At 61.7% G+C, this 22488-nt stretch carries 26 protein-coding genes and 1 riboswitch; of the genes, 13 read left to right on the top strand and 13 right to left on the bottom strand.

From position 1 onward, the window contains the following. Positions 1-222: 222 nt before the first annotated feature. Both EL191_RS19130 and EL191_RS19125 read right to left on the bottom strand, forming a co-directional pair. On the bottom strand, positions 223-672 hold the full coding sequence (locus EL191_RS19130) for an FxsA family protein (RefSeq protein ID WP_041980664.1): 450 nt from the start codon (positions 670-672) through the stop codon (positions 223-225). 64 nt (positions 673-736) lie between these two features. Then, positions 737-1471, bottom strand: coding sequence for a HugZ family pyridoxamine 5'-phosphate oxidase (locus tag EL191_RS19125; protein WP_013717063.1), 735 nt, complete (start codon positions 1469-1471; stop codon positions 737-739). 253 nt (positions 1472-1724) lie between these two features. Between EL191_RS19125 and EL191_RS19120 the strand changes: the two genes are divergently transcribed. Continuing rightward, a complete protein-coding gene (locus tag EL191_RS19120) occupies positions 1725-2483 on the top strand; it encodes an SDR family oxidoreductase (protein ID WP_013717062.1) in 759 nt (252 codons plus the stop codon). 143 nt (positions 2484-2626) lie between these two features. On the opposite strand, the gene EL191_RS19115 is transcribed toward EL191_RS19120, so the two are convergent. Next, the gene (locus EL191_RS19115; protein ID WP_017363651.1) at positions 2627-3595 is read right to left on the bottom strand and encodes a polyprenyl synthetase family protein; all 969 of its coding nucleotides are present in this window, start codon (positions 3593-3595) and stop codon (positions 2627-2629) included. A 246-nt stretch (positions 3596-3841) separates the two neighbouring features. Here EL191_RS19115 and rplU point away from each other — a divergent pair, with 246 nt between their 5' ends. The 5 genes from rplU (at position 3842) to EL191_RS19090 (ending at position 7506) form a co-directional block, all read left to right on the top strand. Next, on the top strand, positions 3842-4153 hold the full coding sequence (gene rplU / locus EL191_RS19110; protein WP_004424548.1) for a 50S ribosomal protein L21: 312 nt from the start codon (positions 3842-3844) through the stop codon (positions 4151-4153). A gap of 37 nt (positions 4154-4190) precedes the next feature. Continuing rightward, positions 4191-4448: a 50S ribosomal protein L27 gene (gene rpmA / locus EL191_RS19105; RefSeq protein WP_013717060.1), complete on the top strand. Its 258-nt coding sequence runs from the start codon at positions 4191-4193 to the stop codon at positions 4446-4448. 166 nt (positions 4449-4614) lie between these two features. Next, a complete protein-coding gene (cgtA, locus tag EL191_RS19100; protein ID WP_041980665.1) occupies positions 4615-5835 on the top strand; it encodes an Obg family GTPase CgtA in 1221 nt (406 codons plus the stop codon). A gap of 81 nt (positions 5836-5916) precedes the next feature. After that, on the top strand, positions 5917-7035 hold the full coding sequence (proB, locus tag EL191_RS19095) for a glutamate 5-kinase (RefSeq protein WP_041980666.1): 1119 nt from the start codon (positions 5917-5919) through the stop codon (positions 7033-7035). Positions 7036-7044: 9 nt separating this feature from the next. Further along, positions 7045-7506, top strand: coding sequence for a CreA family protein (locus EL191_RS19090; RefSeq protein WP_041980667.1), 462 nt, complete (start codon positions 7045-7047; stop codon positions 7504-7506). Positions 7507-7562: 56 nt separating this feature from the next. Here the strand turns inward: EL191_RS19090 and mqo are convergent, their stop codons facing one another. Next, positions 7563-9059, bottom strand: coding sequence for a malate dehydrogenase (quinone) (mqo, locus tag EL191_RS19085; protein WP_041980668.1), 1497 nt, complete (start codon positions 9057-9059; stop codon positions 7563-7565). A gap of 463 nt (positions 9060-9522) precedes the next feature. Beyond that, positions 9523-9753, bottom strand: a complete 231-nt coding sequence (locus EL191_RS19080) for a hypothetical protein (RefSeq protein ID WP_013717055.1) — start codon at positions 9751-9753, stop codon at positions 9523-9525. Positions 9754-9917: 164 nt separating this feature from the next. Here EL191_RS19080 and EL191_RS19075 point away from each other — a divergent pair, with 164 nt between their 5' ends. Further along, positions 9918-10502, top strand: a complete 585-nt coding sequence (locus EL191_RS19075; protein ID WP_026042225.1) for a YajG family lipoprotein — start codon at positions 9918-9920, stop codon at positions 10500-10502. 61 nt (positions 10503-10563) lie between these two features. Here the strand turns inward: EL191_RS19075 and EL191_RS19070 are convergent, their stop codons facing one another. Further along, positions 10564-10770 carry a hypothetical protein gene (locus EL191_RS19070; RefSeq protein ID WP_004424534.1) on the bottom strand — a complete coding sequence of 69 codons (207 nt, stop codon included), beginning with the start codon at positions 10768-10770 and terminating at the stop codon, positions 10564-10566. A gap of 272 nt (positions 10771-11042) precedes the next feature. On the opposite strand from EL191_RS19070, the gene EL191_RS19065 reads away from it, so the two are divergent. After that, the gene (locus EL191_RS19065; protein WP_013717052.1) at positions 11043-11318 is read left to right on the top strand and encodes a hypothetical protein; all 276 of its coding nucleotides are present in this window, start codon (positions 11043-11045) and stop codon (positions 11316-11318) included. 61 nt (positions 11319-11379) lie between these two features. Here the strand turns inward: EL191_RS19065 and EL191_RS19060 are convergent, their stop codons facing one another. Then, positions 11380-12543, bottom strand: coding sequence for a 1-acyl-sn-glycerol-3-phosphate acyltransferase (locus tag EL191_RS19060; RefSeq protein WP_036994741.1), 1164 nt, complete (start codon positions 12541-12543; stop codon positions 11380-11382). 100 nt (positions 12544-12643) lie between these two features. On the opposite strand from EL191_RS19060, the gene EL191_RS19055 reads away from it, so the two are divergent. Genes EL191_RS19055 through EL191_RS19045 form a run of 3 tightly spaced genes read left to right on the top strand, consistent with a single transcriptional unit; the run spans position 12644 to position 13731 of the window. After that, positions 12644-12826 (top strand): CPXCG motif-containing cysteine-rich protein, encoded by a 183-nt coding sequence (locus tag EL191_RS19055; RefSeq protein ID WP_013717050.1) that lies wholly within the window; start codon positions 12644-12646, stop codon positions 12824-12826. Then, the gene (locus tag EL191_RS19050; protein WP_013717049.1) at positions 12826-13086 is read left to right on the top strand and encodes a putative signal transducing protein; all 261 of its coding nucleotides are present in this window, start codon (positions 12826-12828) and stop codon (positions 13084-13086) included. Before EL191_RS19055 ends, EL191_RS19050 begins: the two co-directional genes overlap by 1 nt. A gap of 27 nt (positions 13087-13113) precedes the next feature. Beyond that, positions 13114-13731, top strand: a complete 618-nt coding sequence (locus EL191_RS19045) for an SOS response-associated peptidase (protein WP_017363656.1) — start codon at positions 13114-13116, stop codon at positions 13729-13731. Between the two features lie 67 nt (positions 13732-13798). Here EL191_RS19045 and EL191_RS19040 read toward each other — a convergent pair whose 3' ends face one another. Next, positions 13799-15949: a methyl-accepting chemotaxis protein gene (locus tag EL191_RS19040; protein ID WP_041980669.1), complete on the bottom strand. Its 2151-nt coding sequence runs from the start codon at positions 15947-15949 to the stop codon at positions 13799-13801. Between the two features lie 194 nt (positions 15950-16143). Between EL191_RS19040 and EL191_RS19035 the strand changes: the two genes are divergently transcribed. Beyond that, positions 16144-16965 (top strand): M48 family metallopeptidase, encoded by an 822-nt coding sequence (locus EL191_RS19035; RefSeq protein ID WP_017363658.1) that lies wholly within the window; start codon positions 16144-16146, stop codon positions 16963-16965. 56 nt (positions 16966-17021) lie between these two features. Here EL191_RS19035 and EL191_RS19030 read toward each other — a convergent pair whose 3' ends face one another. The 4 genes from EL191_RS19030 to EL191_RS19015 form a co-directional block, all read right to left on the bottom strand. Next, a complete protein-coding gene (locus tag EL191_RS19030) occupies positions 17022-17465 on the bottom strand; it encodes a ketosteroid isomerase-related protein (RefSeq protein ID WP_013717045.1) in 444 nt (147 codons plus the stop codon). 109 nt (positions 17466-17574) lie between these two features. Then, positions 17575-18159 (bottom strand): TMEM165/GDT1 family protein, encoded by a 585-nt coding sequence (locus EL191_RS19025; RefSeq protein ID WP_013717044.1) that lies wholly within the window; start codon positions 18157-18159, stop codon positions 17575-17577. Between the two features lie 90 nt (positions 18160-18249). After that, positions 18250-18370, bottom strand: a riboswitch (yybP-ykoY riboswitch). Between the two features lie 37 nt (positions 18371-18407). Then, positions 18408-19403, bottom strand: coding sequence for a class I SAM-dependent methyltransferase (locus EL191_RS19020; protein ID WP_041980670.1), 996 nt, complete (start codon positions 19401-19403; stop codon positions 18408-18410). A gap of 30 nt (positions 19404-19433) precedes the next feature. Next, the gene (locus tag EL191_RS19015) at positions 19434-20399 is read right to left on the bottom strand and encodes a 2-hydroxyacid dehydrogenase (protein WP_041980672.1); all 966 of its coding nucleotides are present in this window, start codon (positions 20397-20399) and stop codon (positions 19434-19436) included. Positions 20400-20478: 79 nt separating this feature from the next. On the opposite strand from EL191_RS19015, the gene EL191_RS19010 reads away from it, so the two are divergent. Next, on the top strand, positions 20479-21108 hold the full coding sequence (locus EL191_RS19010) for a LysE family translocator (protein ID WP_041980673.1): 630 nt from the start codon (positions 20479-20481) through the stop codon (positions 21106-21108). 45 nt (positions 21109-21153) lie between these two features. Here the strand turns inward: EL191_RS19010 and EL191_RS19005 are convergent, their stop codons facing one another. Further along, positions 21154-22329, bottom strand: coding sequence for a thiolase family protein (locus EL191_RS19005; RefSeq protein ID WP_041980676.1), 1176 nt, complete (start codon positions 22327-22329; stop codon positions 21154-21156). Positions 22330-22488: the final 159 nt, after the last annotated feature.

The following is a 22488-nucleotide window of genomic DNA, read 5'->3' as shown; positions in this document are numbered from 1 at the left end:
TGCCGACTCTTGAGTGGTCGGCGGGTTTGTAAAATCCGGCGAGGCCGGGTGCGGCACGCTGGGCGCACCGCGAAAGTCGGACTGCCTCAGAGGGCAGGCACCTTGCGGTGACTGCTACATGTGGGCGGGCAAGGGCATTTCAAGGGGGCTGACGTAAATTTTTTACAGGCGCCCGGCAGGGCGAGGGAGCGGGCGCCTCAAATGGCGCCCGCACTGAGGCAGTTAGTCGCGACGCTCGTACTCGCCTTCGAGGATGTTCGGGTTGGTCTTGCCGGTGCGGGCAGCCTGGTCGTCGAAGAAGGCCCGCTGACGCAGGGCCTGTTCCTCGGCACTACGACGAATCTTGCCGACCAGCAGGCGACGGGTGAAGGGAATCAGGCAGAGCACGCCGAAGATGTCGCTGATGAAGCCCGGCAGCAGCAGCAGGCCACCACCAACGGCGATCAACAGGCCTTCGAGCATTTCCTGCTCGGGCAGTTCGCCGCGCGCGAGTTTTTCACGAGCGCGCCAGGCGGTTGCGACCCCGGCAACGCGCAGCAGGATGCTACCAAGCACTGCGGTACCAATGATCAAGAGCAGGGTAGGCAATACGCCAATAGCGCTGCCGACCTTGATCAACAGCGCCAGCTCGATGATCGGGAACAGCAGGAAGAGAAACAGAAACGCGCGCATTTTCAGGTGTCCTTGGCGGAAGCGAGCTTCCAGTAGGAGTTAAGTATGGGGTGATGGCCTGAATTCAAGCTGAAGACGCACCGCTGGTCGGCCAACTTTCAGCGCGAGCCAGCATCACCAGGGCTTCACGCACTTCTTTCGGGTTGTTGCAGGATGTTGGAAAGGCCAGCCAGTACAGGCTCTGGCCAATGCGCAGGTGGAAGCCTTCGGTGTCGACACCGACCATTTGCGCCGGTTCATGCTGGGGCAGGCCGGTCAGTTCGACGTAATGAGCAATTGCCTTGGCGTGGTCTTCATTCATGTGCTCGACCATGCTCGCTTCGCTGCCGTTTGTCGCAAAGGGGTTGGCCAGAACGACCTGATCGAGCCAGTGAATGGCCCCGAAACCGCCAATGAAGCGCCAGCGCACCGGCTGCAGTCGCCAGAAATCGAAATCATGCGCCCGATGGTAGTCGCGCGATTGCGGGAAAAAGCGGTAATAACGCTGTGCGGCTGCTTCGATTTCGCTTTCGTCATGCAACTGACGTGCTTCGGCGAGCAAAGTGAGGCGGCCGACCGCCTGCACATCTTCTGCGCCACGTTCTCCGACCAGCAGTGAGCATTTGGCGTCCTGCCCGAGATTATGGGTGTGCTGGGCGATGCGGCTGATCAGGATCAGAGGCCGGCCCTCGGCGTCCAGGCAGTAGGGCACCACCGATCCAAAAGGGAAACCCGGCATAGCCTTGGAGTGGGTGCTGAGCACGCCACGGTATTCCTTGAGCAGCAATTCTCGTGCATGCTTGCCGGCTTTCACGCTCACCTATATGACTCCTCGCAAAGAATCTGGAGGAACCTGTTCACTGTCAGCTGCGCGTCGGCGCTACTGCGTTTAAAACAGGCTCGGAATGCTCATTTACAACTCGTAGATTGCGCTTCCTCGCCTGTTTTTGACTTGTGTCGCTCTAGCTCGCAAGACCGTGAACAGATTCCTAATAAACGGACAGACGCCCTAGCATAGCGGTTAGCGGGCATCAGCGGGGTCGGTAAATGCTGCACCTTGAGGGGATAAAGCGATGCAACTGAAAGACAAAGTCATCATCATCACTGGCGGTTGCCAGGGGCTGGGCCGTGCCATGGGTGAGTACCTGGCGGCCAAGGGCGCCAAGCTGGCGCTGGTCGATCTGAACCAGGAAAAACTCGATGAAGCCGTGGCCGCTTGCAAGGCTGCCGGTGGTGACGCTCGTGCCTACCTGTGTAACGTCGCCGATGAAGAGCAGGTGACTCATATGGTCGCCCAGGTGGCCGACGACTTCGGTGCCATCAACGGGTTGGTCAACAATGCCGGCATCCTGCGTGATGGCCTGACCATCCGCGTGAAAGATGGTGAGATGACCAAGATGAGTCTGGCGCAGTGGCAGGCGGTGATCGATGTCAACCTGACCGGCGTGTTCCTCTGCACTCGCGAAGTGGCGGCGAAGATGATCGAGCTGAAGAACGAGGGCGCGATCGTCAATATCTCCTCCATTTCCCGTGCGGGCAACATGGGCCAGGCCAACTACTCCGCTGCCAAGGCCGGCGTCGCTGCCGACACCGTGGTCTGGGCCAAGGAGCTGGCGCGTTACGGTATTCGCGTCGCGGGCGTGGCGCCGGGCTTCATCGAAACCGAGATGACCGGCAGCATGAAGCCGGAAGCGCTGGAGAAAATGACCTCGGGCATTCCGCTCAAGCGCATGGGCAAGCCGGCCGAGATCGCTCATTCCGTGGCCTATATCCTGGAGAACGACTACTACACCGGTCGAATCCTGGAGCTGGACGGCGGCCTGCGACTGTAAACCGCGCCCGAATGCAAAACGCCCCGACTGGTTCGGGGCGTTTTTGTTTGAGTTGTTGCTATGTATCGCCAGCCTGTAGCCCGGATGCAATCCGGGGCGAATCGTTTGGGTAAGGCTTTCCCGGATTGCATCCGGGCTACTTCTTAGTGTGTGCGGGCGACGGCGAAGCGGCTTAGCTCGATCAGCGCGTCGCGGTACTCACCTGCGGGCAGCACGTCCAGGCAGGCGATGGCGCGTTCGACATAGTCGCGTGCGAGTTGTGCGGTGTAATCCAGAGCGCCGGCTGCATCGACCGCGGCACGGATGCTTTCCAGATCTTCGATACCACCTTTCTGAATGGCACGGCGCACCAGGGCAGCCTGCTCCTCGGTGCCTTCGCGCATGGTGTAGATCAGCGGTAGGGTAGGCTTGCCTTCGGCAAGGTCGTCGCCGACGTTCTTGCCCAGGCTGGCGGCGTCGCCCTTGTAGTCGAGCAGGTCGTCGACCAGCTGGAAGGCGATGCCCAGATGGTCGCCGAAGGTGCGCAGGGCTTCGCGCTGCGTTTCGTTGGCGCCGCCCAGTGCGGCGGCTGCATGAGTGGAAGCCTCGAACAGCATCGCTGTCTTGCCGCGGATGACCTCCATATAGGTCTCTTCCGTGGTGCTGGCATCGCGCACCTTGGACAACTGCAGCACTTCACCTTCGGCGATCACGCGCGTGGCGTGGGAGAGAATCTTCATCACCGGCATGGAGCCGAGCTCGACCATCATTTCGAACGAGCGTGAATAAAGGAAGTCGCCTACCAGCACGCTTGGTGCGTTGCCCCATTGGGCATTGGCGGTGCTGCGGCCACGGCGCATGTCGGACATGTCGACCACGTCGTCATGCAGCAGGGTGGCGGTGTGCAGGAATTCGATGGTGGCGGCCAGCAGGCGCAGGTCGTCGGCCTGGTAGCCCAAGGCACGGCCGCTGAGCAGTACCAGCAGTGGACGCAGGCGCTTGCCGCCAGCGGAGATGATATAGTCGCCGATCTTTTCCACCAGCGGCACGCGAGAAACCACCTGCTGGCGAATGATGGCATCGACGGCGGTGAAATCGTCCGCTACCACGCGGTAAAAAGCCTGGGGTTGCATCGGCGACTGGTGCTCCTTTGAGGTTGCGCGGCATGCTAGGTGGCAGGGTGGGGGCTGTCAAGGCAAGTGCCTGTGGCCCTTGCGCAGCGTTCGGCGCTTGCGTACAATCGCGCACCCTGAACTTCCCCCTGGGCATTTCCCTGCCTTACGCAATTGCAAGGGTGTCACTTCCGGCCCCGAGCAGCCATGCCAGCCAATAACGACTTTTCTAAAGCGCTGGGTGAGCAGGATTAACGGAGATTTACCATGTACGCAGTAATTGTTACTGGTGGCAAGCAATACAAAGTCACCGAAGGCGAATTCCTCAAGATCGAGAAGCTCGAAGTCGCCACTGGCGAAGCCGTGACTTTCGATCGCGTTCTGTTGATCGGCAATGGCGACGACGTTCAGATCGGCGCTCCGGTCGTAGACGGCGCTAAAGTGGTTGCCGAAGTCGTTTCGCAAGGTCGTCACGACAAAGTGCGCATCATCAAGTTCCGCCGTCGTAAGCACCACATGAAGCGTCAGGGCCACCGTCAGTGGTTCACTGAGATCAAAATCACCGGTATCCAGGCCTGATTCGTCGGCCCCGATCCCTTTATAGGAGTATTGACTCATGGCACACAAAAAAGCTGGCGGTTCTACCCGTAACGGCCGCGATTCCGAAAGTAAACGCCTTGGCGTGAAAATGTATGGTGGTCAGGTCATCAAGGCCGGCAACATCATCGTTCGTCAGCGCGGCACCGAGTTCCACCCGGGCTTCGGCGTGGGCATCGGCAAAGACCACACCCTGTTCGCCAAGATCGAAGGCGTGGTCAAGTTCGAAGTGAAGGGCGCTTTCGGCCGTCGCTACGTGAGCGTCGTTCAGGCCTAATCGCCTACGCGCTGGAAAAGCCCTGTCCGTAGGACGGGGCTTTTTTGTTTCTGTATCCTTGGGTTCTTGCCCGATGACCCGTAACGCCACGCTGCCTGCGTGGGGTCATCCGGCAAGGGCCTTTACGTTGTTTTGTTGACCCGCAGCGCTTGCGGGAGGCGTATCCATGAAATTTGTCGACGAAGTTTCGATTTTTGTAAAAGCCGGTGACGGCGGTAACGGCATGATGAGCTTCCGCCGCGAGAAGTTCATCGAGAAGGGCGGCCCCAACGGCGGTGACGGCGGTGACGGTGGCTCGGTATTCCTTGAAGCCGACGAGAACCTCAACACCCTGATCGATTACCGCTACACCCGCAAATTCCAAGCGCAGAATGGCGAGAAAGGCGGCAGCACCGATTGCACCGGAGCCAAGGGCGAGGATCTGATCCTGCCGGTACCGGTCGGCACCACGGTGATCGACGTGGCCACCCAGGAAGTTATCGGCGACCTGGTCAAGGCCGGTCAGCGCCTGATGGTCGCTCAGGGCGGCTGGCACGGGCTGGGCAACACGCGCTTCAAGTCCAGTACCAACCGTGCGCCGCGTCAGACCACGCCTGGCAAGCCGGGCGAGTCGCGTGATCTCAAGCTGGAGTTGAAAGTGTTGGCCGACGTCGGCCTGCTCGGTCTGCCCAATGCCGGCAAGAGCACCTTCATTCGCGCCGTATCCGCGGCCAAGCCGAAAGTCGCTGATTACCCCTTCACCACCCTGGTGCCGAATCTGGGCGTGGTCAGTGTCGACCGTTTCAAGAGCTTTGTTGTCGCCGACATTCCCGGTCTGATCGAGGGCGCTTCCGAAGGCGCCGGTCTGGGCATTCGCTTCCTCAAGCACCTTGCACGTACCCGCCTGTTGCTGCACTTGGTGGACATGGCGCCGCTGGACGAGAGCGATCCGGCCGAGGCGGCTCAGGTGATCATCGACGAACTGGGGCGTTTCAGCCCGGCGTTGGCCGAGCGTGATCGCTGGCTGGTGCTGAACAAGATGGACCAGGTACCCGAGGACGAGCGCGAAGCGCGCAAGGCCGATATCGTCGCCCGTCTGAACTGGCAGGGCCCGGTCTACGTGGTGTCGGCCATTAGCCGCGACGGCACCGAGCGCATCAGCCGCGACATCATGCATTACCTGGAAGTGCGTGCCGAGCGCATCGCCGAAGACCCGGTCTTCGCCGAGGAGCTGGCCGAGCTGGATCAACGCATCGAGGACGAGGCGCGTGCCCGTCTGCAGGCGCTGGATGACCAGCGTGCGCTGCGTAAATCCGGTGTGCGTAGCGTCGACGATATCGACGAAGACGACGACTTCTTCGATGATGAAGACGACGATGGCCCGGAAATCATTTACGTCCGGGATTAAGCAAATTTTCAACGCCGCTTAATTGCGGCGTTTTTGTAGGTGGGGTGGGCCCCATCGTTTTCTGGCTAAGGTTGGAAGATCATGCGTGACAAGGTGACCGGCGCACGGCGCTGGGTGGTGAAGATCGGCAGTGCGCTGCTGACCGCTGACGGGCGTGGCCTGGATCGTGCAGCCATGGCGGTTTGGGTCAAGCAGATGGTGGCCCTGCGCGAACAGGGTGTCGAATTGGTGCTGGTGTCCTCCGGCGCTGTGGCGGCTGGCATGAGCCGTCTGGGCTGGACCAGCCGACCTAGCGCGATGCATGAGCTGCAGGCGGCTGCGGCCATTGGCCAGATGGTTCTGGTGCAGGCCTGGGAGTCGAGTTTCGCTGAGCATGGCCGGCGCACCGCGCAGATTCTCCTGACTCACGACGATCTCTCCGACCGCAAGCGCTACCTCAATGCGCGCAGCACCCTGCGCACCCTGGTCGACCTCGACGTTGTGCCGGTGATCAACGAGAACGATACCGTGGTTACCGATGAGATCCGCTTCGGCGACAACGACACGCTGGCCGCACTGGTGGCCAACCTGGTGGAGGCCGATTTACTGGTAATCCTCACCGATCGCGACGGCATGTACACCGCCGATCCGCGGCACAATCCGGATGCCGAGCTGATTTTCGAAGCGCGTGCCGATGATCCGGCGCTGGATGCCGTGGCCGGTGGCGTTGGTGGTGCGCTGGGGCGTGGCGGCATGCAGACCAAGCTGCGCGCTTCGCGCCTGGCGGCGCGTTCCGGTGCGCACACTGTCATCGTCGGCGGTGCCATCGAGCAGGTCTTGGCTCGTCTCAAGGCCGGCGAGCGCCTGGGTACTTTGCTGGCCCCCGAGCGTGGCCTGCTGGCGGCACGCAAACAGTGGCTGGCCGGCCACCTGCAGACCCGCGGTACCCTGGTGCTGGACGCTGGTGCAGTGAAGGCGTTGAGCCAGGACCGCAAGAGCCTGCTGCCGGTGGGCGTGAAGGCCGTGCAGGGCAGTTTCCGCCGCGGCGAAATGGTGGTTTGCGTCGCTCCGGACGGCCGCGAAGTGGCACGTGGCCTGGTCAACTACAGTGCACTGGAGGCGCAGAAGATCATCGGCAAGCCGTCCGATGCCATCGAGGGGCTGCTGGGCTATGTCGATGAGCCGGAACTGGTGCATCGCGACAATCTGATCCTCGTCTAAGGAGCATGTATGCGTCCGTTCAAGGGAGTGTTGTTGGGGCTACTGATGCTGCCCGGCCTAGCACTGGCCGAAACCATCGGCGAAGTGTCTACAGTGTTCAAGTGGGTCGGTCCAAACGACAAGATCGTCGTCGAGGCCTTCGATGATCCCAAGGTGGCGGGCGTGACCTGCTACCTGTCACGGGCCAAGACCGGTGGTGTGAAAGGTGGTCTTGGGTTGGCCGAGGATCGCGCCGAGGCTTCGATTGCCTGCCGTCAGGTCGGCCCTATTGCCTTCAAGGGCAAGCTCGAGGACGGCGAGGAAGTGTTCAAGGAGCGCACCTCGCTGGTGTTCAAGACCATGCAGGTGGTGCGTTTCTTCGACGCCAAGCGCAATACCCTGGTGTACCTGGTCTACAGCGACCGGGTCATCGAGGGCAGCCCGCAGAATGCGGTGACGGCCATTCCGATCCTGCCCTGGGGGCAGCAGTAGCCCGAACGGCACCCATAAAAAACCGCCCCGAGGGGCGGTTTTTTCATACCTGCTGATCAGCTAGGTATGTCCAGTTGCAGGCGCTTGTTCGATTGCGTCTGCACCTCATGGTAGCGCTCGGCATCCTTGGACAGGACGTCGGCCATGGCCGGGAAGATTTCGTCCAGCTTGGTACGCCAGCCTTCGCTCTTGGCCTGCTCGGGAAAGCAGCGGCGAATCAGGTCGAGCATGATCGACACGGTCACTGAAGCGCCCGGCGAGGCGCCGAGCAGAGCAGCGATGGTGCCGTCTGCAGCCGCTACCAGCTCGGTACCGAACTGCAGGATGCCGCCGCTCTTGGCGTCCTTCTTGATGATCTGCACGCGCTGGCCAGCCACTTCCAGGCGCCAGTCCTCGGCCTTGGCCTCCGGGTAGAAGCCGCGCAGGGTTTCCAGGCGTTGCGCTTCGGACTGCATCACTTCCTTGATCAGGTAGCGGGTCAGGTCCATGTTGTCGCGCGCCACCGCCAGCATCGGGCCGAGGTTGTTGGGGCGCACCGACAGCGGCAGGTCGAGGAACGAGCCGTGCTTGAGGAACTTGGTGGTGAAGCCGGCGTAGGGGCCGAACAGCAGGGACTTCTTGCCATCCACCACGCGGGTATCGAGGTGCGGCACGGACATCGGCGGCGAACCCACCGCAGCCTGGCTGTAAACCTTGGCCTGATGCTGCTTGACGATTTCCGGGTTGTCGCAGCGCAGCCACTGGCCGCTGACCGGGAAGCCGCCGAAGCCTTTGCCTTCGGGGATGCCCGACAGTTGCAGCAGCGGCAGTGCGCCGCCGCCAGCGCCGAGAAAGACGAACTTGCTCTTGACCTTGCGCGTGGCGCCGGAGCGGGTGTCCTTGATATCCACCAGCCAGCCTTCACCGTCGCGCTTGAGGTCGGTGACTTTCTGGTTGCAGGTGACCTTGGCGTTGGGCTGTTTGGTCAGGTAGGCGAGCATCTGCTCGGTAACCGCACCGAAGTTGACGTCGGTGCCTGCCTGTACGCGGGTCATCGCCAGCGGCTCGCTGGTGTCACGACCCGGTATCAGCAGGGGCGCCCATTCGGCGATGGTGGCACGATCCTCGGTGTATTCCATCTCGGTGAAGGCGTGATGCTGACGCAGTGCCTCGAACCGCTTCTTGAGGAAGGCGATACCGCTGTTGCCGCGCACGAAGCTCATGTGCGGAACCGGGTTGATGAAGGTCTTCGGCGCGTTGATTGCACCCTTATCGATCAGGTAGGCCCAGAACTGCTTGGTCTCTTCGAACTGGGCATTGATGTTCACCGACTTCTTGATGTCGATGCTGCCATCTGCGCCTTCCGGGGTGTAGTTCAGCTCGCACAGTGCGGCGTGACCGGTACCGGCGTTGTTCCAGGGGTTGGAGCTTTCCACCGCACCGGACTCGCGCAGTTCCACCACTTCCAGGGTGATGCCAGGGTTGAGTTCCTTGAGCAGTACGCCCAGGGTCGCGCTCATGATGCCAGCGCCAACCAGCACCACATCTACGCTTTGGTAATCGTTATGCGCCATTAACCTCTCTCCAAGAAAAACTGCACCAGATGGACGGCCGTTCGGCCTTTAAGGGCTAGACCGGCAGACTCAGGCGTGATGCCCTGTCGTTCGGCGGGGAGGGTCAAGGCTGGGATTTGCGGACGCAAAACTGTTCATCTGTTCGCCACACTCTTGTGAAGTTTGTAAAAACCGTTTTTTCACGCTCTTTTGGAGCGGTGAACCTCAAAAGCTCGACTGCCTCGGCGCGCTTTTGCCCATGCAAACATGCGATGCATGGCTGCCATTGGCTCTGCATATGGGCTAAAAAGCGGCTGGCCTGACTCGGCAGCTCGAAGTGGGCGACTCTCTGAGGCGGGGCGATGACGTTGCATCGGCGAGGTCGTGCGGCCCGATCAGGAGACGTCCTTATAATCGGGGCGCGATTATAACGGTGAATGAGGGGAAATTGGTCGCCCCTGCGTGACTTTTATTCTTCCACCGGTCAGGCCGCCAACGGGCGAGCGGCGCGTGCGTGTGTGACGACCGGTGTAATGCGCGCTCCGGCGGGCAGGGGGGCGCCGAGCCAGGAGAGGTTCGGCTCGCGCACTTCCACCCAGCCCGCTTGGCTCGGCTGTTCCTGCATCTGGCGCAGGGCGCGACAGAGTCCCTGGGCATCGATCAGGGCAAAATGGCGCATCGGACGAGAGCGGCTGAAAAGGCGGCGCAACAGCATGGCGAAGGCTCCAGCGAGTGACACTGTCTTTATGCCTGGGCGTGGTGACAGCCTGATGACAGGAACCGCAACGGTCTGCCAGCGGTCTTAGCCTGCACTACTGTCGGCCTCAGGCCGCGCTGGGTATACTGCCGGCCACTTTTACCTCACTCGGAGAGATGAGCATGCTGCACCGTGCGTTGATCGCCTTGCTCGCTGCCACCAGCTTGACGCTGGCCGGTTGCGCCCTCAGCCCTCAGCAACTCACCCCGCAACCCAAGCTCACCAGCTCGCTGACCCCAGTGGGGCAGGGGCAGCCGGTAGTGGTGCGGGTGGTCGATGGTCGTCCTTCGCCGGTGCTTGGCACTCGCGGCGGCCTGTATCCTGAAACCAGTTCGATCAGCGTCAGTGCTGAGCACGTGCTGCCGAAGCTGCAGGCCGAGGCCGAGGCGGCCGTACGGTTGCTCGGCTTCACCCCGTCGCCCAACGCTTACAACGCGCCGCAACTGACCATCACTCTGGCGGACCTGAAGTACCAGTCGCCGAAAGAGGGCATGTATGTCACCGAGGCAGACATCTCCGCTTCGATCCGTGCCGATGTACAGGGCGGTAGCCGCCGCTACACCGGCCGGTACGGCGCCTCGCTGAATCAGCGCTTCGGCACTGCGCCGAATCAGCAGACCAATACCAAGCTGGTGGGTGACGTGCTCAGCGATGCGCTGACTCGCGCCTTCAAGGACCCGACGATCGGCCAGGTCCTGCTGCAGTAATTCGTAGCGCCGCTATAAAAAACGCCCCGCATTGCGGGGCGTTTTCATTTGCCTTGGCTCTTCACGCGGCTTCGGCGTAGAACTCCGGCAGGCTCATGCCGGTACGGTTGTCGATGTCCGGCAGATCGTAATGCTCATGGCCACCCAGTGCGCAGTACACCAGCCAGTGCTGGTCCTGCACGTTGAAGGATAGTTCGTCGACCACGGCGTCCACTTCATCCAGCGAGTCGATCAGGTAATCGCGATCCAGCGGTTGTGAATTGAGCATGGCGGGTCCTCCACGGACATTGAGGTTTGGCTCCAGCACAGTCGTGACTGTTTGGTCACTGTGAGAGATACAAACCCTAGGCCAGGCATATGACAGTTTTCAGACGATTTCGGGATAGCGGGCTGCGTTCGTCGGAAACGAACCTTATAAACGCGGGATTTCAGTACACTGCGCGACGACTTTTCGGGGGCTGAGGCGCACCTGTTTCAGCCGAAATCCCCATTCTGGTGCGGTGACGCGCTCACTGCACCATGCTGTTCTTGAGGTGTTGTATGTCGCTCCAGGTGTTGTGGTCGCTGTTCCTCGCTCATCCGGCCGGGGCGGTGAATTCGCTGGCGCTGTTCTTTGCCGTGGCCGGTGGCTGGCTGTGCCTGATGACCCGCCTGCGCGAGCAGCGCGGCATGGCGCGCGTGCTGGCTCAAGGTGGCCTGGACGAAAGTGAAGTGCAGGATGAACGTACCGTGCGCATCAATCGCTTCTTCTATCGTTTCGGCGCCATTTGCCTGGTCACGGCCCTGCTGTTGTCCTGGTTCAGCACGCGGCTTTGATGCTGAGCGATAAACGAAAACGGCAGCCTGATGGCTGCCGTTTTCGTTTATACCGGTGCACTTACAGCGGCAGCCCCGCCTTGACTCGATACTGATTTCGTACCGGATTGGCGTACTGCAGGATCAGGAACGGCTTTTCTTCGGCGCTGCAGGCGGCCAGGCGCTTCTGCCACTCGGCTTCGGCCTTGGCCAGTTCTGCGGCCGGGAACAACTCGCTTGCCGCCGGCACGTTCAGCTCGGCTTCGCGACCTTCCCACATGGCGTAGGCCAGGTAGTGCACCGGGAACAGACGGTATTGGCCGAGAATGCGGCGGTCCATCTCCTGGGCCAACTGCTTGGTGTCCTCCAGGCCTGCTACCGGCGGGCCGAAGTGCAGGTGCACACGGCCCTTGTAGCCGGTGATGCCAAGGGCAATGCTGGCGTCGTCCTCGCCAGGCGCCTTGGTGTAGCTGCCGGTGGCGGCGCGTACGCTCAGCTCGCGGGCTTTGGCCAGGTCGCAGGGGTCGTATTCATAACTGATCGACACGGGGATCAGATTCAGCGAGTCGATCACCTCAGCAAACGGCTCGTCCTTGCGGCTCATGTGGAACATCTTGAGGATGGCCGAGTCGGTGCGGTCGTCTCCGTCCTTGGCACGGCCTTCGGCCTGGGCGATCCAGATCGATTCGCCGTCTTCGCGGATCGAATGGTTGATATAGGCCGAGAGCAACTGATAAGCCGCCAGCTTCTCGCGTCGGCCGCTGATCGAACGGTGCACGATGAAGCTCTTGTTCAGGCGCATCAGGTCGCTGACGAAGGGGCGCTGCAGCAGGTTATCGCCGATGGCGATGCGCGGCGTTTGCAGGCCGGCATGGAAGACGGCGTAGTTGACGAAGGCCGGGTCCATGACGATATCGCGGTGATTGGCCAGATACAGATAAGGTTTTCCAGGCTGCAGGTGTTCCAGGCCGGAGTAGCTGATGCCGTCGCTGGCATGCTCGATGGTTCGATCGATATAGGGCTCGATCCTCGCCTGCAATTTGGCGACCGAATCAATACTGGCGAATTCGCTGCGCAGGCGCGCTGCGATCAGCGGCTTGAGCAGCCAGCCCAGTGGCCCGGCCAGTCGCGGGAAACGAAAGCGGGTAAGGGTGCCGAGAAACGCCGGGTCGGCGAGCAGGCGCGCCAGTACGGGGCGTACTTCTGCATCGGCATAGGGTCGGATGGCATCGAATGCGCCCATCATGTTCTCTTGTGTTCTGGAACGGCTAAGGTTGAAGTGATGTCTGCTTAACAGAGTGAGCAGTAGACCGGCGATTATAACGCCAAGTCACAAGGAGGCCGCGATGCTGGAAAGCGAGTCGTATCATTGCCCCTATTGCGGTGAGCCGGCCGAGGCGTTGCTCGATCTGTCGGGCGGTGATCAGTCCTATATCGAGGACTGCCCGGTATGCTGCCGGCCGATCGAGTTCGAGCTGCGTACGGATGGGGTCGAATGGGAACTGGACGTGCGCGCGGAGAACGACTGATGCAACGAATCTATGAGCCGGAAAATCTGCTGGAAGGGCAGATGCTGGTGGACATGCTGGCCAGCGAAGGTATCGAGGTGCATCTGCTCGGTCAGCATCTGGTCGGTGCGGTGGGGGAGTTGCCGGCCTGTGGTTTGCTCGGTCTGGTTGTCGCCGACTCAGAGGCGGAGCGGGCACGAACGCTGATCGCTGAGTACAATGCCGCGCAACCTGTGCCTGGCGATGAGCCAGAGTCTTTCCAGGGTGTGTTGCTCTGTTGACGCGCCCCCTGTCTGTCGAGTCGTTTCATGTGTGGACGTTACGCCCTGTTTCGCTGGTCGCCGGCTTTTGCGGCGTTGCCCGGCTTCCCTGCTGATCAGAAACCGCACTGGAACCTGGCGCCCAACGGCCAGGTACTGATGCTACGCGGTGGCGATAATGGACCGCAGGCAGCTGCGGCGCGCTGGGGGCTGACGCCCGCCTGGCTCAAGGACTTGTCCAAGACACCCGCCCATGCCCGCGCCGAAACCCTTGCCGAGCAACCAATGTTTCGCGAGCCTTTTCGCCTGCGTCGCGGCCTGCTGCCGGCCAATGGTTTCTACGAGTGGCGTGGTGCGACACGCAAGCGACCGTACTGGATGACCAATGGCGATTCGCTGATGTATTTCGCGGCGCTATGGGAGGTGTATCCGGTCGGCGGGCACGAATACCTGAGCGTGGCGCTGATTACTCAGGAGGCCGCGACGCTACGTCGGCCGCTGATTCTCGACGAGCACCAGCAGGCGCTATGGCTGAGCAACGATACGCCGCCCGAACAGTTGGCTGCGTTGCTGGCCAAACCGCAGATAGCGTTGCGCGAGCGCGCGCTGGCAACGCTGGTCAACGACCCGAAGCTGGACGCGCCAGAGTGCCTGACCCCAGCTTGAGCCTGCTTAAGATGTCGTTGCACCATGACCGATGCGAGAGCCGCGCCTCTGCCGATGGTGCAGCCCCTTAGACCTTGAACTGGTTGATCAGGCGGCGTTGCTGTTCGGCCAGTTTGGTCAGCTCGGCGCTGGCCTGGCTGGCTTCGTCGGCACCGCTGGCCACTTCGTTGGCGACCTGACCGATATTGGTCACGTTGCGGTTGATGTCCTCGGCCACTGCGCTCTGCTCCTCGGCTGCACTGGCGATCTGCGTGTTCATGTCGTTGATCACCGACACCGCCTGAGTGATGGATTCCAGCGACTGCGCGGCCTGGTTGGCGTGTTCCACGCTGTCATCGGTCTTGCTCTGGCTCTGTTCCATCACCTTGACCACTTCGCGGGTGCCCTGCTGCAGCTGCTGGATCATGCTCTGGATTTCTTCGGTGGCCTGCTGGGTCTTCTGCGCCAGGTTGCGCACCTCATCGGCGACCACGGCAAAACCGCGCCCCTGCTCGCCAGCTCGTGCAGCCTCGATGGCTGCGTTGAGCGCCAGAAGGTTGGTTTGCTCGGCGATGCCGCGAATGGCGACGAGGATGGCGTTGATGTTCTCGCTGTCCTTGGCCAGGTTCTGCACCACGCCTACGGCGCGTCCGATCTCGCTGGCCAGCGCGGCGATGGCAGCGGATGTTTCCTGTACCACCTGCTTGCCCTGATTGGCTGCGCGGTCGGCGTGGTTGGCTGCCTCGGCTGCGTGAGTGGCGTTACGTGCAACGTCCTGGGCGGTGGCGGTCATCTCATGCACTGCAGTGGCGACCAGTTCGATCTCGGCCAACTGCTTCTGCATGCCCTGGTTGGTGCGAATGGCGATGTCGGCCGTGTGTTCGGAGGAGTCGCTGACCTGCTGCACTGAGGTCACCACGGAAGCAATCATGGTTTGCAGTTTGGTTAGGAAGGCATTGAAACCCGCTGCGATCTGACCCAGTTCGTCCTTGCGATCGACCTGCAGGCGTACGGTGAGATCACCGTCGCCCTTGGCGATATCGTCGAGCATGCCGACCATCTGCCGCAGCGGGCGGGCGATGCCGTAACCGACGAACCAGATCACCAGCAGGCCCAGGCCGGCGATCAGCAGGCCCACCAGGGTCATGCCCAGGGTGTCTCCATCGCGTTGCGCGGCCATGTCGTTCTGCAACTGGTATAGGTCGGCCAGCACTGCCTTCTGCGGCAGTACCAGCATCAATACCCAGCGTGTATCGCTCTGGCCGATATTGAAACTGAGGTACAGCTCGATATGGCTGTGCTCCGGGTCGTCCTGGGCATCGATGGAGTAAAGAGGTTGGCCCGGCTGCAACTTGCCGAGATTGCTCACCTCGTTGGCGTCGAGCAGCACCGTGGCCGGCTCACCGAGCTTGTCCGGAGCCTTGGTCGCAGCGACCAGGCGACCATTGCTGGCAATCAGTGCCATCTCTCCGGCACCGTCGTAGAGCTGAGCATCGGCCTTGACCAGCAGGTCCTGGATGAAATTGACCGCCAGGTCTGCGCCAGCAATGCCACGGAATTCGCCATTGACCAGAATCGGCGAGGTAAAGGAAGCGAGCATGGTCATCTTGCCGCCGACATCGTAGGGCGCTGGATCGATCACACAGGGGCGCTTGCGCTCTTTGGCGCATAGGTAGTATTCGCCCTCACGCACGCCTGTGGGCAGCAGTTTCTCGCTTTCCATCGAGCCGATGGAGTCGACACCGAGGCTGCCATCGGCATTGCGATACCACCAGGGTAGGAAGCGGCCGGTGCCGTCGTAGCCGTTTTCCTTGCTGCCGGCATAGATGTCGTCGCTGGCGTCGAAGACGTTCGGTTCCCAACCCAAGTAGCTGCCAAGCAGCTTCGGATTCTGCGCCGTGGTTTCACGCACCAGGTTGGCCAGCTCCTCGCGGCTGATGCTGAGCAGCGGGCTACCGTTATCGTCGGTCATGCCAAGCATGGCGTTGGCGCGTGCCAGATCGGCGGTTATCTGCAAGGGAGCTTCCAGTTCGCGTTGAATCTGGCTGACCTGCGCTTGCGCCATCGCATACAGGCGCTGTTCGATGACTTGTTCCAGTAACGCTTGGGTTCGTTCTTGCACCAGGCTTTGGGTTCGTCCGCTGGCGAACAGCGCGTAAAGCACCAACGCCACCACCACCGCGAGCACACTGGTGCCGGCGAGGAGAGCGACTGAAAACTGGATCGACTTGAACTTCATGGGGGCTCCCGGGCGCAAAATGCGCCTGCCACGGGCTATCGGCGGTGGCAGGTCAAACCTTAATGGGCTGGTGCTAACAAACAGGCGGGTGTCGTATTCAGCAAAGATGGCGCACGGCTATTGCGCAAGTGGCGCTGTTGCCCGCGCTGCGGGGGCGGCCTAGCATAGTGCGTCCGATTCAAGGAGATGGCTCGATGAGCAAGGTTCTTTATCTGGGTGGTCTGACGGCCGCGCTGCTGTTGGCCGGTTGTCAGGCAGTCAATACAACCAGCGGCGGAGCGGTTGGCGTAGAGCGCAAGCAGTACATGTTCAGCATGCTGTCAGCCGAAGAAGTCAATCAGATGTATGCGCAGTCCTATCAGCAGACGCTGAGCGAAGCATCAAGCAAGGGCGCTCTGGACAAGACCAGTGCCAATGCCAAGCGACTGCAGACTGTCGCTGGTCGCCTGATTCCGCAGGCGCCGCGTTTTCGCCCGGATGCTGCCAACTGGCAATGGGAGGTCAACCTGATCAAGAGTCCTGAGCTCAATGCCAACTGTGGCCCGGGCGGAAAGATCATTTTCTACAGCGGCATCATCGAGCAACTGAAACTCACTGATGACGAAATCGCCGCGATCATGGGCCATGAGATGGCGCACGCCCTACGCGAACACAGCCGTGAGGCGATGTCCAAGGCCTATGGCATCCAGGTCGCCAAGCAGGGCGCTGGCGCGCTGCTTGGTCTCGGCGAGAGCGGCATGGCGCTGGCCGATACCGTGGTGCAGTACAGCCTGACTTTGCCCAATAGCCGCAGTAACGAGAATGAGGCCGACCTGATCGGCCTGGAGCTGGCGGCTCGTGCGGGGTACAACCCGAATGCAGCCATCAGTTTGTGGCAGAAGATGGAAGCTGCTGGCGGCAATGCGCCGCCCGAGTTCATGAGTACCCACCCGGCCTCCAGCAGTCGAATCGCCTCATTGCAGGCGGCAATCCCCAAGGTGATGCCGCTTTACGAGCAGGCCAAGGCTGGGCGTTGAATCGCAAGGTCGAAGAAAACGGCGTGTCGTGAGGTCCACGACACGCCGTTTTCGTTTCAGAGCTGAGCTGTTTCGGCGAGTGGGCGGTTTTGCATGCCCAGTTGAGCACGGAAGCTTTCCATGTCGAACAGGGTGCAGATTTCCTGGATTTCGTTGCCGGGCGTGAGTTTCCAGTAGGCCATGGCGGAAATGCTCAGCACTCTGTCGCTGGGCGGGTAGCCCAGTGCAGGTTTCTGAATGGTGCCGATCAGGGTGCTCCAGGTCATCACCTTGTAGCCTTCGGCGATGCACTCCTCGACCACCACCTGCAGATCCGGCATGGCGTGGCGAATGTCCTGCACCATGCGGGAAAACGCGGCGCTGTCGAGAGGGTGGCCAACGAACGAGCTCTTGTAGAGAAAATCACTACTGTGCAGTTGCTCGCCCAGTGCCAGACGGCCCTTGTTCCAGACAAGGTCGATATGCTGGCACACCACCCTCTTGCGATCATCCAATGACATGTCGCTCTCCTGACTCTGCTGCGAACCATGTGACTGGCGCGAACTGTAGCAGCAGGCAGGAGGGGGCTGGAATTGGCTGAAATGCCAGTTTGCTGGCGTCATGGATGTGTCAGGTCAGGCCGCTCAACTTCATCGCCTGGTAGCCCGCATAGACTGCCAAGGCCGCGAAGGCGCAGGCTGCCAGCCGACGAATCAGTGTCAGTGGCAGGCGCTCGGCAGCGAAGTTCCCCGCCAGTACCACGGGCACGTTGGCCAGCAGCATGCCTAGCGTGGTGCCGATCACCACCAGGATGAAGTGCGGATACTGCGCTGCCAGCATCACGGTCGCGACCTGAGTCTTGTCGCCCATTTCGGCAAGGAAGAAAGCGATCAGCGTGGTAAGGAAGGGACCGTATTTCTTCAGACTCGATTCTTCGTCCTCATCCAGCTTGTCCGGCACCAGCGTCCAGGCCGCCACGGCGACGAAGCTCGCAGCGAGAATCCAGCTGAGTGTCGCAGGAGAGAAAAAACCAGCGACCCAGTTGCCGATGGCGCCTGCTGCGAAGTGGTTGGCCATCGTGGCGACGACGATGCCCCAGATGATTGGCCAGGGGCGGCGAAAGCGTGCGGCCAGGAGCAGGGCGAGCAGCTGCGTCTTGTCGCCGATTTCAGCGAGCGCAACGATGAGGGTGGGGACGAACAGGGATTCCAGCATCAGGTTTCCTAAAGGGGGCGGGTCGACACGGCTTATGACACGAACGACCTTCCCGCCCCGGGTGAGGTTGTGCGTGTCATAGGTCTTGTCAAACCTCAGGCCTCTCTATGAAGGCCTTGGGTCGCATGCGCCATGCTCTGCGGAGCAAGTGTGTTGACGCATGCCGGGCGAGCAGGGCGCTCGCGGGAGACTACTCCCCTAGGACGGGCGCAATTGTGCCCAAGCGTTGTGTTGTGGGCAAGCCCAATTCAGCGGCGTGCACTGTAGATGCGAAAACCCTCTGCCTCGGCCAGGGTGCGGCAGGGGCCGAGATGACGCTCGATCAATGGCGGGTATTTGAGGAAGCTGTTGGCCACCAGGCGCAGTTCGCCACCTTTTATCAAGTGTTGGGCTGCCTGGCTCAGCAGGTTCTCACTGGCTTGGTAGTCGGTGTGCACGCCTTGATGAAACGGCGGGTTGCTGACGATGGCGCTCAATCCTTCTGGTGCCGACTCGATTCCGATACCGGCGATCAGGTTGGCTGAAAGGCCGTTGCGTGCGAGGGTCAGGCGGCTGCTCTCCAGTGCGAAGGCGTCGACATCCAGCAGGCTCAGCTCGCTGTCTGGATAGCGTCGTTTGAGTGCGGCGCCGAGCACGCCAGCACCGCAGCCGAAGTCCAGTATGTGGCCGTTAGGCAGTTCATCCAGATGTTCGAGCAGCAGCGCGCTACCGCGGTCGAGTCGGCCGTGGGCGAAAACGCCGGGCAGAGTAACGATCTCCAGTGCATCGTCGGCCAACTGCAGTGAATAACTTTGTGCCAAGGCATGCAGGTCGGGGGCGGGCGGCGCCTGCTCTACCTCGACGCACCAGAGCTGGCAATGCCGCGCGCTGTCGATCTTGCGTGGCTTGCCATAGGCGGCCAATTGTTTCGATGCGCGTTCGATACCGCCACGCTTTTCTCCGACCAGGTACAGCGGTTTGCCGGCCAGGCGCGATGCCAGGGCTTGCAGAAGGTAATCGGTCAGTTCACGCGACTTGGGCAGGAACAGCACGGCGGCGCGGTAGTCACCTTCTGCCATCTGCGTGCCGAAGTGGCTGCGGTCGGCAAAGCGCGTCGAGAGCAGCGCCTGATCACCGGCATGCCAGTTCCAGCCTCTCGCCTGTGGCAACGCACCGAGCAGATCGTCGGCTGGCAGGCCAGCCAACAGCAACTCGCCTTCGAATAGCTCGGCCTGGCGCAGGAGTACTTCGCTTCGTGCATCCATGGTGGTACCTGCCTGAAAAAGCTGCGCAGCTTACCCGACGACTCGCAGCGGCGCACCGGCGAAGAAGCCGGCTGCGTTCTCGACCATCTGCCCGACGATGCGCTGGCGGGCTTCCTGGCTGCCCCAGGCGCTGTGCGGGGTGATGATCAGGCGCGGAATGTCTGTGGCCAGCAGCGGATTGCCGTCCTTCGGAGGCTCTTGCAGCAGTACGTCAGTGGCTGCTCCGCCGAGATGGCCGCGGCGCAGCGTATCGGCCAGTGCCTGTTCGTCGATCAGGCCGCCACGAGCGGTGTTGATCAGGAACGCGCGGGGTTTCATCAGCGCCAACTCCTGCGCACCAATCATGTTGCGCGTCTGCTCGTTGAGCGGGCAGTGCAGGGTCAGTGCATCGACCTGTGGCAACAGTTCGTGCAGTGGCAGGCGATCGGCGCGCGCCGGGCGGCCAGGCAACTGGCCGAGCAGCACGCGCATGCCGAAGGCTTCTGCCAGGCGGGCAACGGCGCCGCCCAGTTCGCCATGGCCGAGCATGCCCAGGGTCTTGCCTTCGAGCTCGACGATGGGGTGATCGAGCAGGCAGAACTGGCTGGCTTGCTGCCAGCGGCCCGCGGCGATATCGCGCTGGTAGTCGGGCAGGCGTGTGGCCAGCGCCAGCAACAGCATCAGGGTGTGCTGCGCAACCGATGGTGTGCCGTAGCCCTGACAGTTGCAGACGGTTACGCCATGAGCGCTGGCTGCCTTCAGATCAATATTATTGGTGCCCGTGGCAGCCACCAGCACCAGCTTCAGCTCGGGGCAGGCCGCGAAGGTGGCAGCGTCCAGCGGCACCTTGTTGCTGATGGCGACCTGAGCGCCTTGCAGGCGTTCGGCGACCTGATCCGGACGCGTGTGCGCGTGCAGGGTCAGCTCGGCGAACGCCTGATGCAGCGGTTGCATATCGAGGTCGCCAAGGTCGAGGGAGGCGTGGTCGAGGAAGACGGCGCGGAGGCTGTTGCTCATCAGCTGTACCTTTTCGCAGGTGGGTCGCAAGAGTAGATTGGCGAGCCTACCAGACCTTCACCGTTGATGCGGAGCCGCCATGTACTGGAGTGAATTTCTCACTGTTGCCCTGATTCACCTGCTGGCAGTGGCCAGTCCTGGGCCGGATTTCGCCATCGTCGTGCGCGAGAGCGTCGGCTACGGTCGGCGCGCCGGGTTGTTCACCGCTTTTGGTGTAGGCACCGGGATTCTGGTCCACGTTACTTATTCGTTGCTCGGTATCGGCCTGATCGTGTCGCAGTCCATTGTCCTGTTCAACGCGCTGAAATGGCTGGCGGCGGCTTATCTGTTGTATATCGGCATCAAGGCGCTGCGCGCGCGACCGGCCGATCCGGCCAGTGCCGAGCTGAACCTGGCAGCAGGCGAGCGCAGCGGTCGTGGTGCCTTCGTCACCGGGTTCATCACCAACGGGCTCAACCCCAAGGCAACGCTGTTCTTCCTGTCGCTGTTCACCGTAGTGATCAATCCGCATACGCCAGTGGCGGTGCAGGCCGGTTACGGCCTTTATCTGGCGCTGGCGACGGCGTTCTGGTTCTGCCTGGTGGCCTGGCTGTTCAGCCAGCAGCGCGTGCGCGCCGGCTTTGCCCGCATGGGGCACTGGTTCGACCGACTGATGGGCGCGGTGCTGGTGGGAATCGGTGTGAAGCTGGCGATGAGCGAGATGCGCTAAACGAAAGAGCCCCGCAGTTGCGGGGCTCTTTCATGAAGGACAGTGTTACAACAGTTCTATGGCTATCGCTGTCGCTTCGCCTCCACCGATGCACAGTGATGCGATGCCGCGCTTGCCGCCCCTCTTCTGCAGGGCGTTGATCAGGGTGAGGATGATCCGCGAGCCGGTTGAGCCGACTGGATGCCCCTGAGCGCAGGCGCCGCCGAACACGTTGACCTTGGCATGGTCCAGGCCGTGCTCGCGCATGGCCAGCATGGTCACCATGGCGAAAGCTTCATTGATCTCGAACAGGTCGATCTCGTCCTTGCTCCAGCCGGTCTTTTTCAACAGGTTGCTCATGGCTCCGATGGGGGCCAGGGTGAACTCGCTCGGGTCCTGGCTTTGAGTCGCGTGGGCAACGACCTTGGCGACTGGTTTGAGAGCGCGCCTGGCCGCTTCATCTGCGGTCATCAGCAGCAGGGCGCTGGCACCGTCGGAGATCGAGCTGGCGTTGGCCGCGGTGATGGTGCCGTCCTTCTTGAAGGCCGGCTTTAGCGTGGGAATCTTGCCCAGATTGGCAGTCAGCGGCTGCTCGTCATCCTTGACCACCACCTCGCCCTTGCGCGACGTGACGGTGATCGGGACGATCTCCGCGTCCAGCGAGCCGTCCTTGATCGCGGTTTGGGCGCGCTTGAGCGACTCGATGGCATAGGCATCCATCTCTTCGCGAGTGATGCCGTAGGTGTCGGCCGTCTCCTGGGCGAAGGAGCCCATAAGGCGTCCGGTGCGAGCATCTTCCAGCCCGTCGAGGAACATATGATCCTTGATCTCGGCATGTCCCATGCGTAGACCGGTGCGGGCCTTTTCCAGCACATAGGGCGCGTTGGACATGCTTTCCATGCCGCCGGCGATCATGACCTGGTTGCTACCGGCCTTCAGCGAGTCGAAGGCCATCATCACCGCCTTCATGCCCGAACCGCACAGCTTGTTGATGGTGGTGCAGCCCGTGGCGGCTGGCAGGCCGGCATTGAGCGACGCCTGGCGCGCCGGGCCTTGCTTGAGGCCGGCGGGCAGCACGCAGCCCATGATTACTTCCTGTACGTCGGCCGGCTCGATACCGGCGCGCTTGATCGCTTCGCGAATGGCGGCAGCGCCCAGCTCGACGGCAGGCACGCTGGCCAGACTGCCTTGAAAGCCGCCCATCGGCGTACGGGCGCCGCTGACGATGACGATATCGGACATGTGTTACCTCGAACGAGAGAGTGGTTCGGTTCAGCCTGCTTCAGAACTGGCCGGTTGGATCGATTCTAACCTGTGACCAAAAGTGGCCATAGAGTCACGTGGCAAATCATTCTTTGGGCTGATTGAGCGCTGCGCGAGCCGCTCTAGAGTCGCTGCATA

The organism is Pseudomonas mendocina (genome assembly GCF_900636545.1).
GTDB classification, from domain to species: Bacteria; Pseudomonadota; Gammaproteobacteria; order Pseudomonadales; family Pseudomonadaceae; genus Aquipseudomonas; species Aquipseudomonas mendocina.
The sequence above is the reverse complement of the archived record's forward strand: the minus strand, read 5'-3'. Positions and strand labels throughout refer to the sequence as shown.

Coding starts and splice junctions, on each gene's coding strand:
- EL191_RS19130 (WP_041980664.1), bottom strand. CDS start 672: ATGCGCGCGTTTCTGTTTCTCTTCCTGCTGTTCCCGATCATCGAGCTG.
- EL191_RS19120 (WP_013717062.1), top strand. CDS start 1,725: ATGCAACTGAAAGACAAAGTCATCATCATCACTGGCGGTTGCCAGGGG.
- EL191_RS19115 (WP_017363651.1), bottom strand. CDS start 3,595: ATGCAACCCCAGGCTTTTTACCGCGTGGTAGCGGACGATTTCACCGCC.
- rplU (WP_004424548.1), top strand. CDS start 3,842: ATGTACGCAGTAATTGTTACTGGTGGCAAGCAATACAAAGTCACCGAA.
- rpmA (WP_013717060.1), top strand. CDS start 4,191: ATGGCACACAAAAAAGCTGGCGGTTCTACCCGTAACGGCCGCGATTCC.
- cgtA (WP_041980665.1), top strand. CDS start 4,615: ATGAAATTTGTCGACGAAGTTTCGATTTTTGTAAAAGCCGGTGACGGC.
- proB (WP_041980666.1), top strand. CDS start 5,917: ATGCGTGACAAGGTGACCGGCGCACGGCGCTGGGTGGTGAAGATCGGC.
- EL191_RS19090 (WP_041980667.1), top strand. CDS start 7,045: ATGCGTCCGTTCAAGGGAGTGTTGTTGGGGCTACTGATGCTGCCCGGC.
- mqo (WP_041980668.1), bottom strand. CDS start 9,059: ATGGCGCATAACGATTACCAAAGCGTAGATGTGGTGCTGGTTGGCGCT.
- EL191_RS19080 (WP_013717055.1), bottom strand. CDS start 9,753: ATGCTGTTGCGCCGCCTTTTCAGCCGCTCTCGTCCGATGCGCCATTTT.
- EL191_RS19075 (WP_026042225.1), top strand. CDS start 9,918: ATGCTGCACCGTGCGTTGATCGCCTTGCTCGCTGCCACCAGCTTGACG.
- EL191_RS19070 (WP_004424534.1), bottom strand. CDS start 10,770: ATGCTCAATTCACAACCGCTGGATCGCGATTACCTGATCGACTCGCTG.
- EL191_RS19065 (WP_013717052.1), top strand. CDS start 11,043: ATGTCGCTCCAGGTGTTGTGGTCGCTGTTCCTCGCTCATCCGGCCGGG.
- EL191_RS19060 (WP_036994741.1), bottom strand. CDS start 12,543: ATGATGGGCGCATTCGATGCCATCCGACCCTATGCCGATGCAGAAGTA.
- EL191_RS19055 (WP_013717050.1), top strand. CDS start 12,644: ATGCTGGAAAGCGAGTCGTATCATTGCCCCTATTGCGGTGAGCCGGCC.
- EL191_RS19050 (WP_013717049.1), top strand. CDS start 12,826: ATGCAACGAATCTATGAGCCGGAAAATCTGCTGGAAGGGCAGATGCTG.
- EL191_RS19045 (WP_017363656.1), top strand. CDS start 13,114: ATGTGTGGACGTTACGCCCTGTTTCGCTGGTCGCCGGCTTTTGCGGCG.
- EL191_RS19040 (WP_041980669.1), bottom strand. CDS start 15,949: ATGAAGTTCAAGTCGATCCAGTTTTCAGTCGCTCTCCTCGCCGGCACC.
- EL191_RS19035 (WP_017363658.1), top strand. CDS start 16,144: ATGAGCAAGGTTCTTTATCTGGGTGGTCTGACGGCCGCGCTGCTGTTG.
- EL191_RS19030 (WP_013717045.1), bottom strand. CDS start 17,465: ATGTCATTGGATGATCGCAAGAGGGTGGTGTGCCAGCATATCGACCTT.
- EL191_RS19025 (WP_013717044.1), bottom strand. CDS start 18,159: ATGCTGGAATCCCTGTTCGTCCCCACCCTCATCGTTGCGCTCGCTGAA.
- EL191_RS19020 (WP_041980670.1), bottom strand. CDS start 19,403: ATGGATGCACGAAGCGAAGTACTCCTGCGCCAGGCCGAGCTATTCGAA.
- EL191_RS19015 (WP_041980672.1), bottom strand. CDS start 20,399: ATGAGCAACAGCCTCCGCGCCGTCTTCCTCGACCACGCCTCCCTCGAC.
- EL191_RS19010 (WP_041980673.1), top strand. CDS start 20,479: ATGTACTGGAGTGAATTTCTCACTGTTGCCCTGATTCACCTGCTGGCA.
- EL191_RS19005 (WP_041980676.1), bottom strand. CDS start 22,329: ATGTCCGATATCGTCATCGTCAGCGGCGCCCGTACGCCGATGGGCGGC.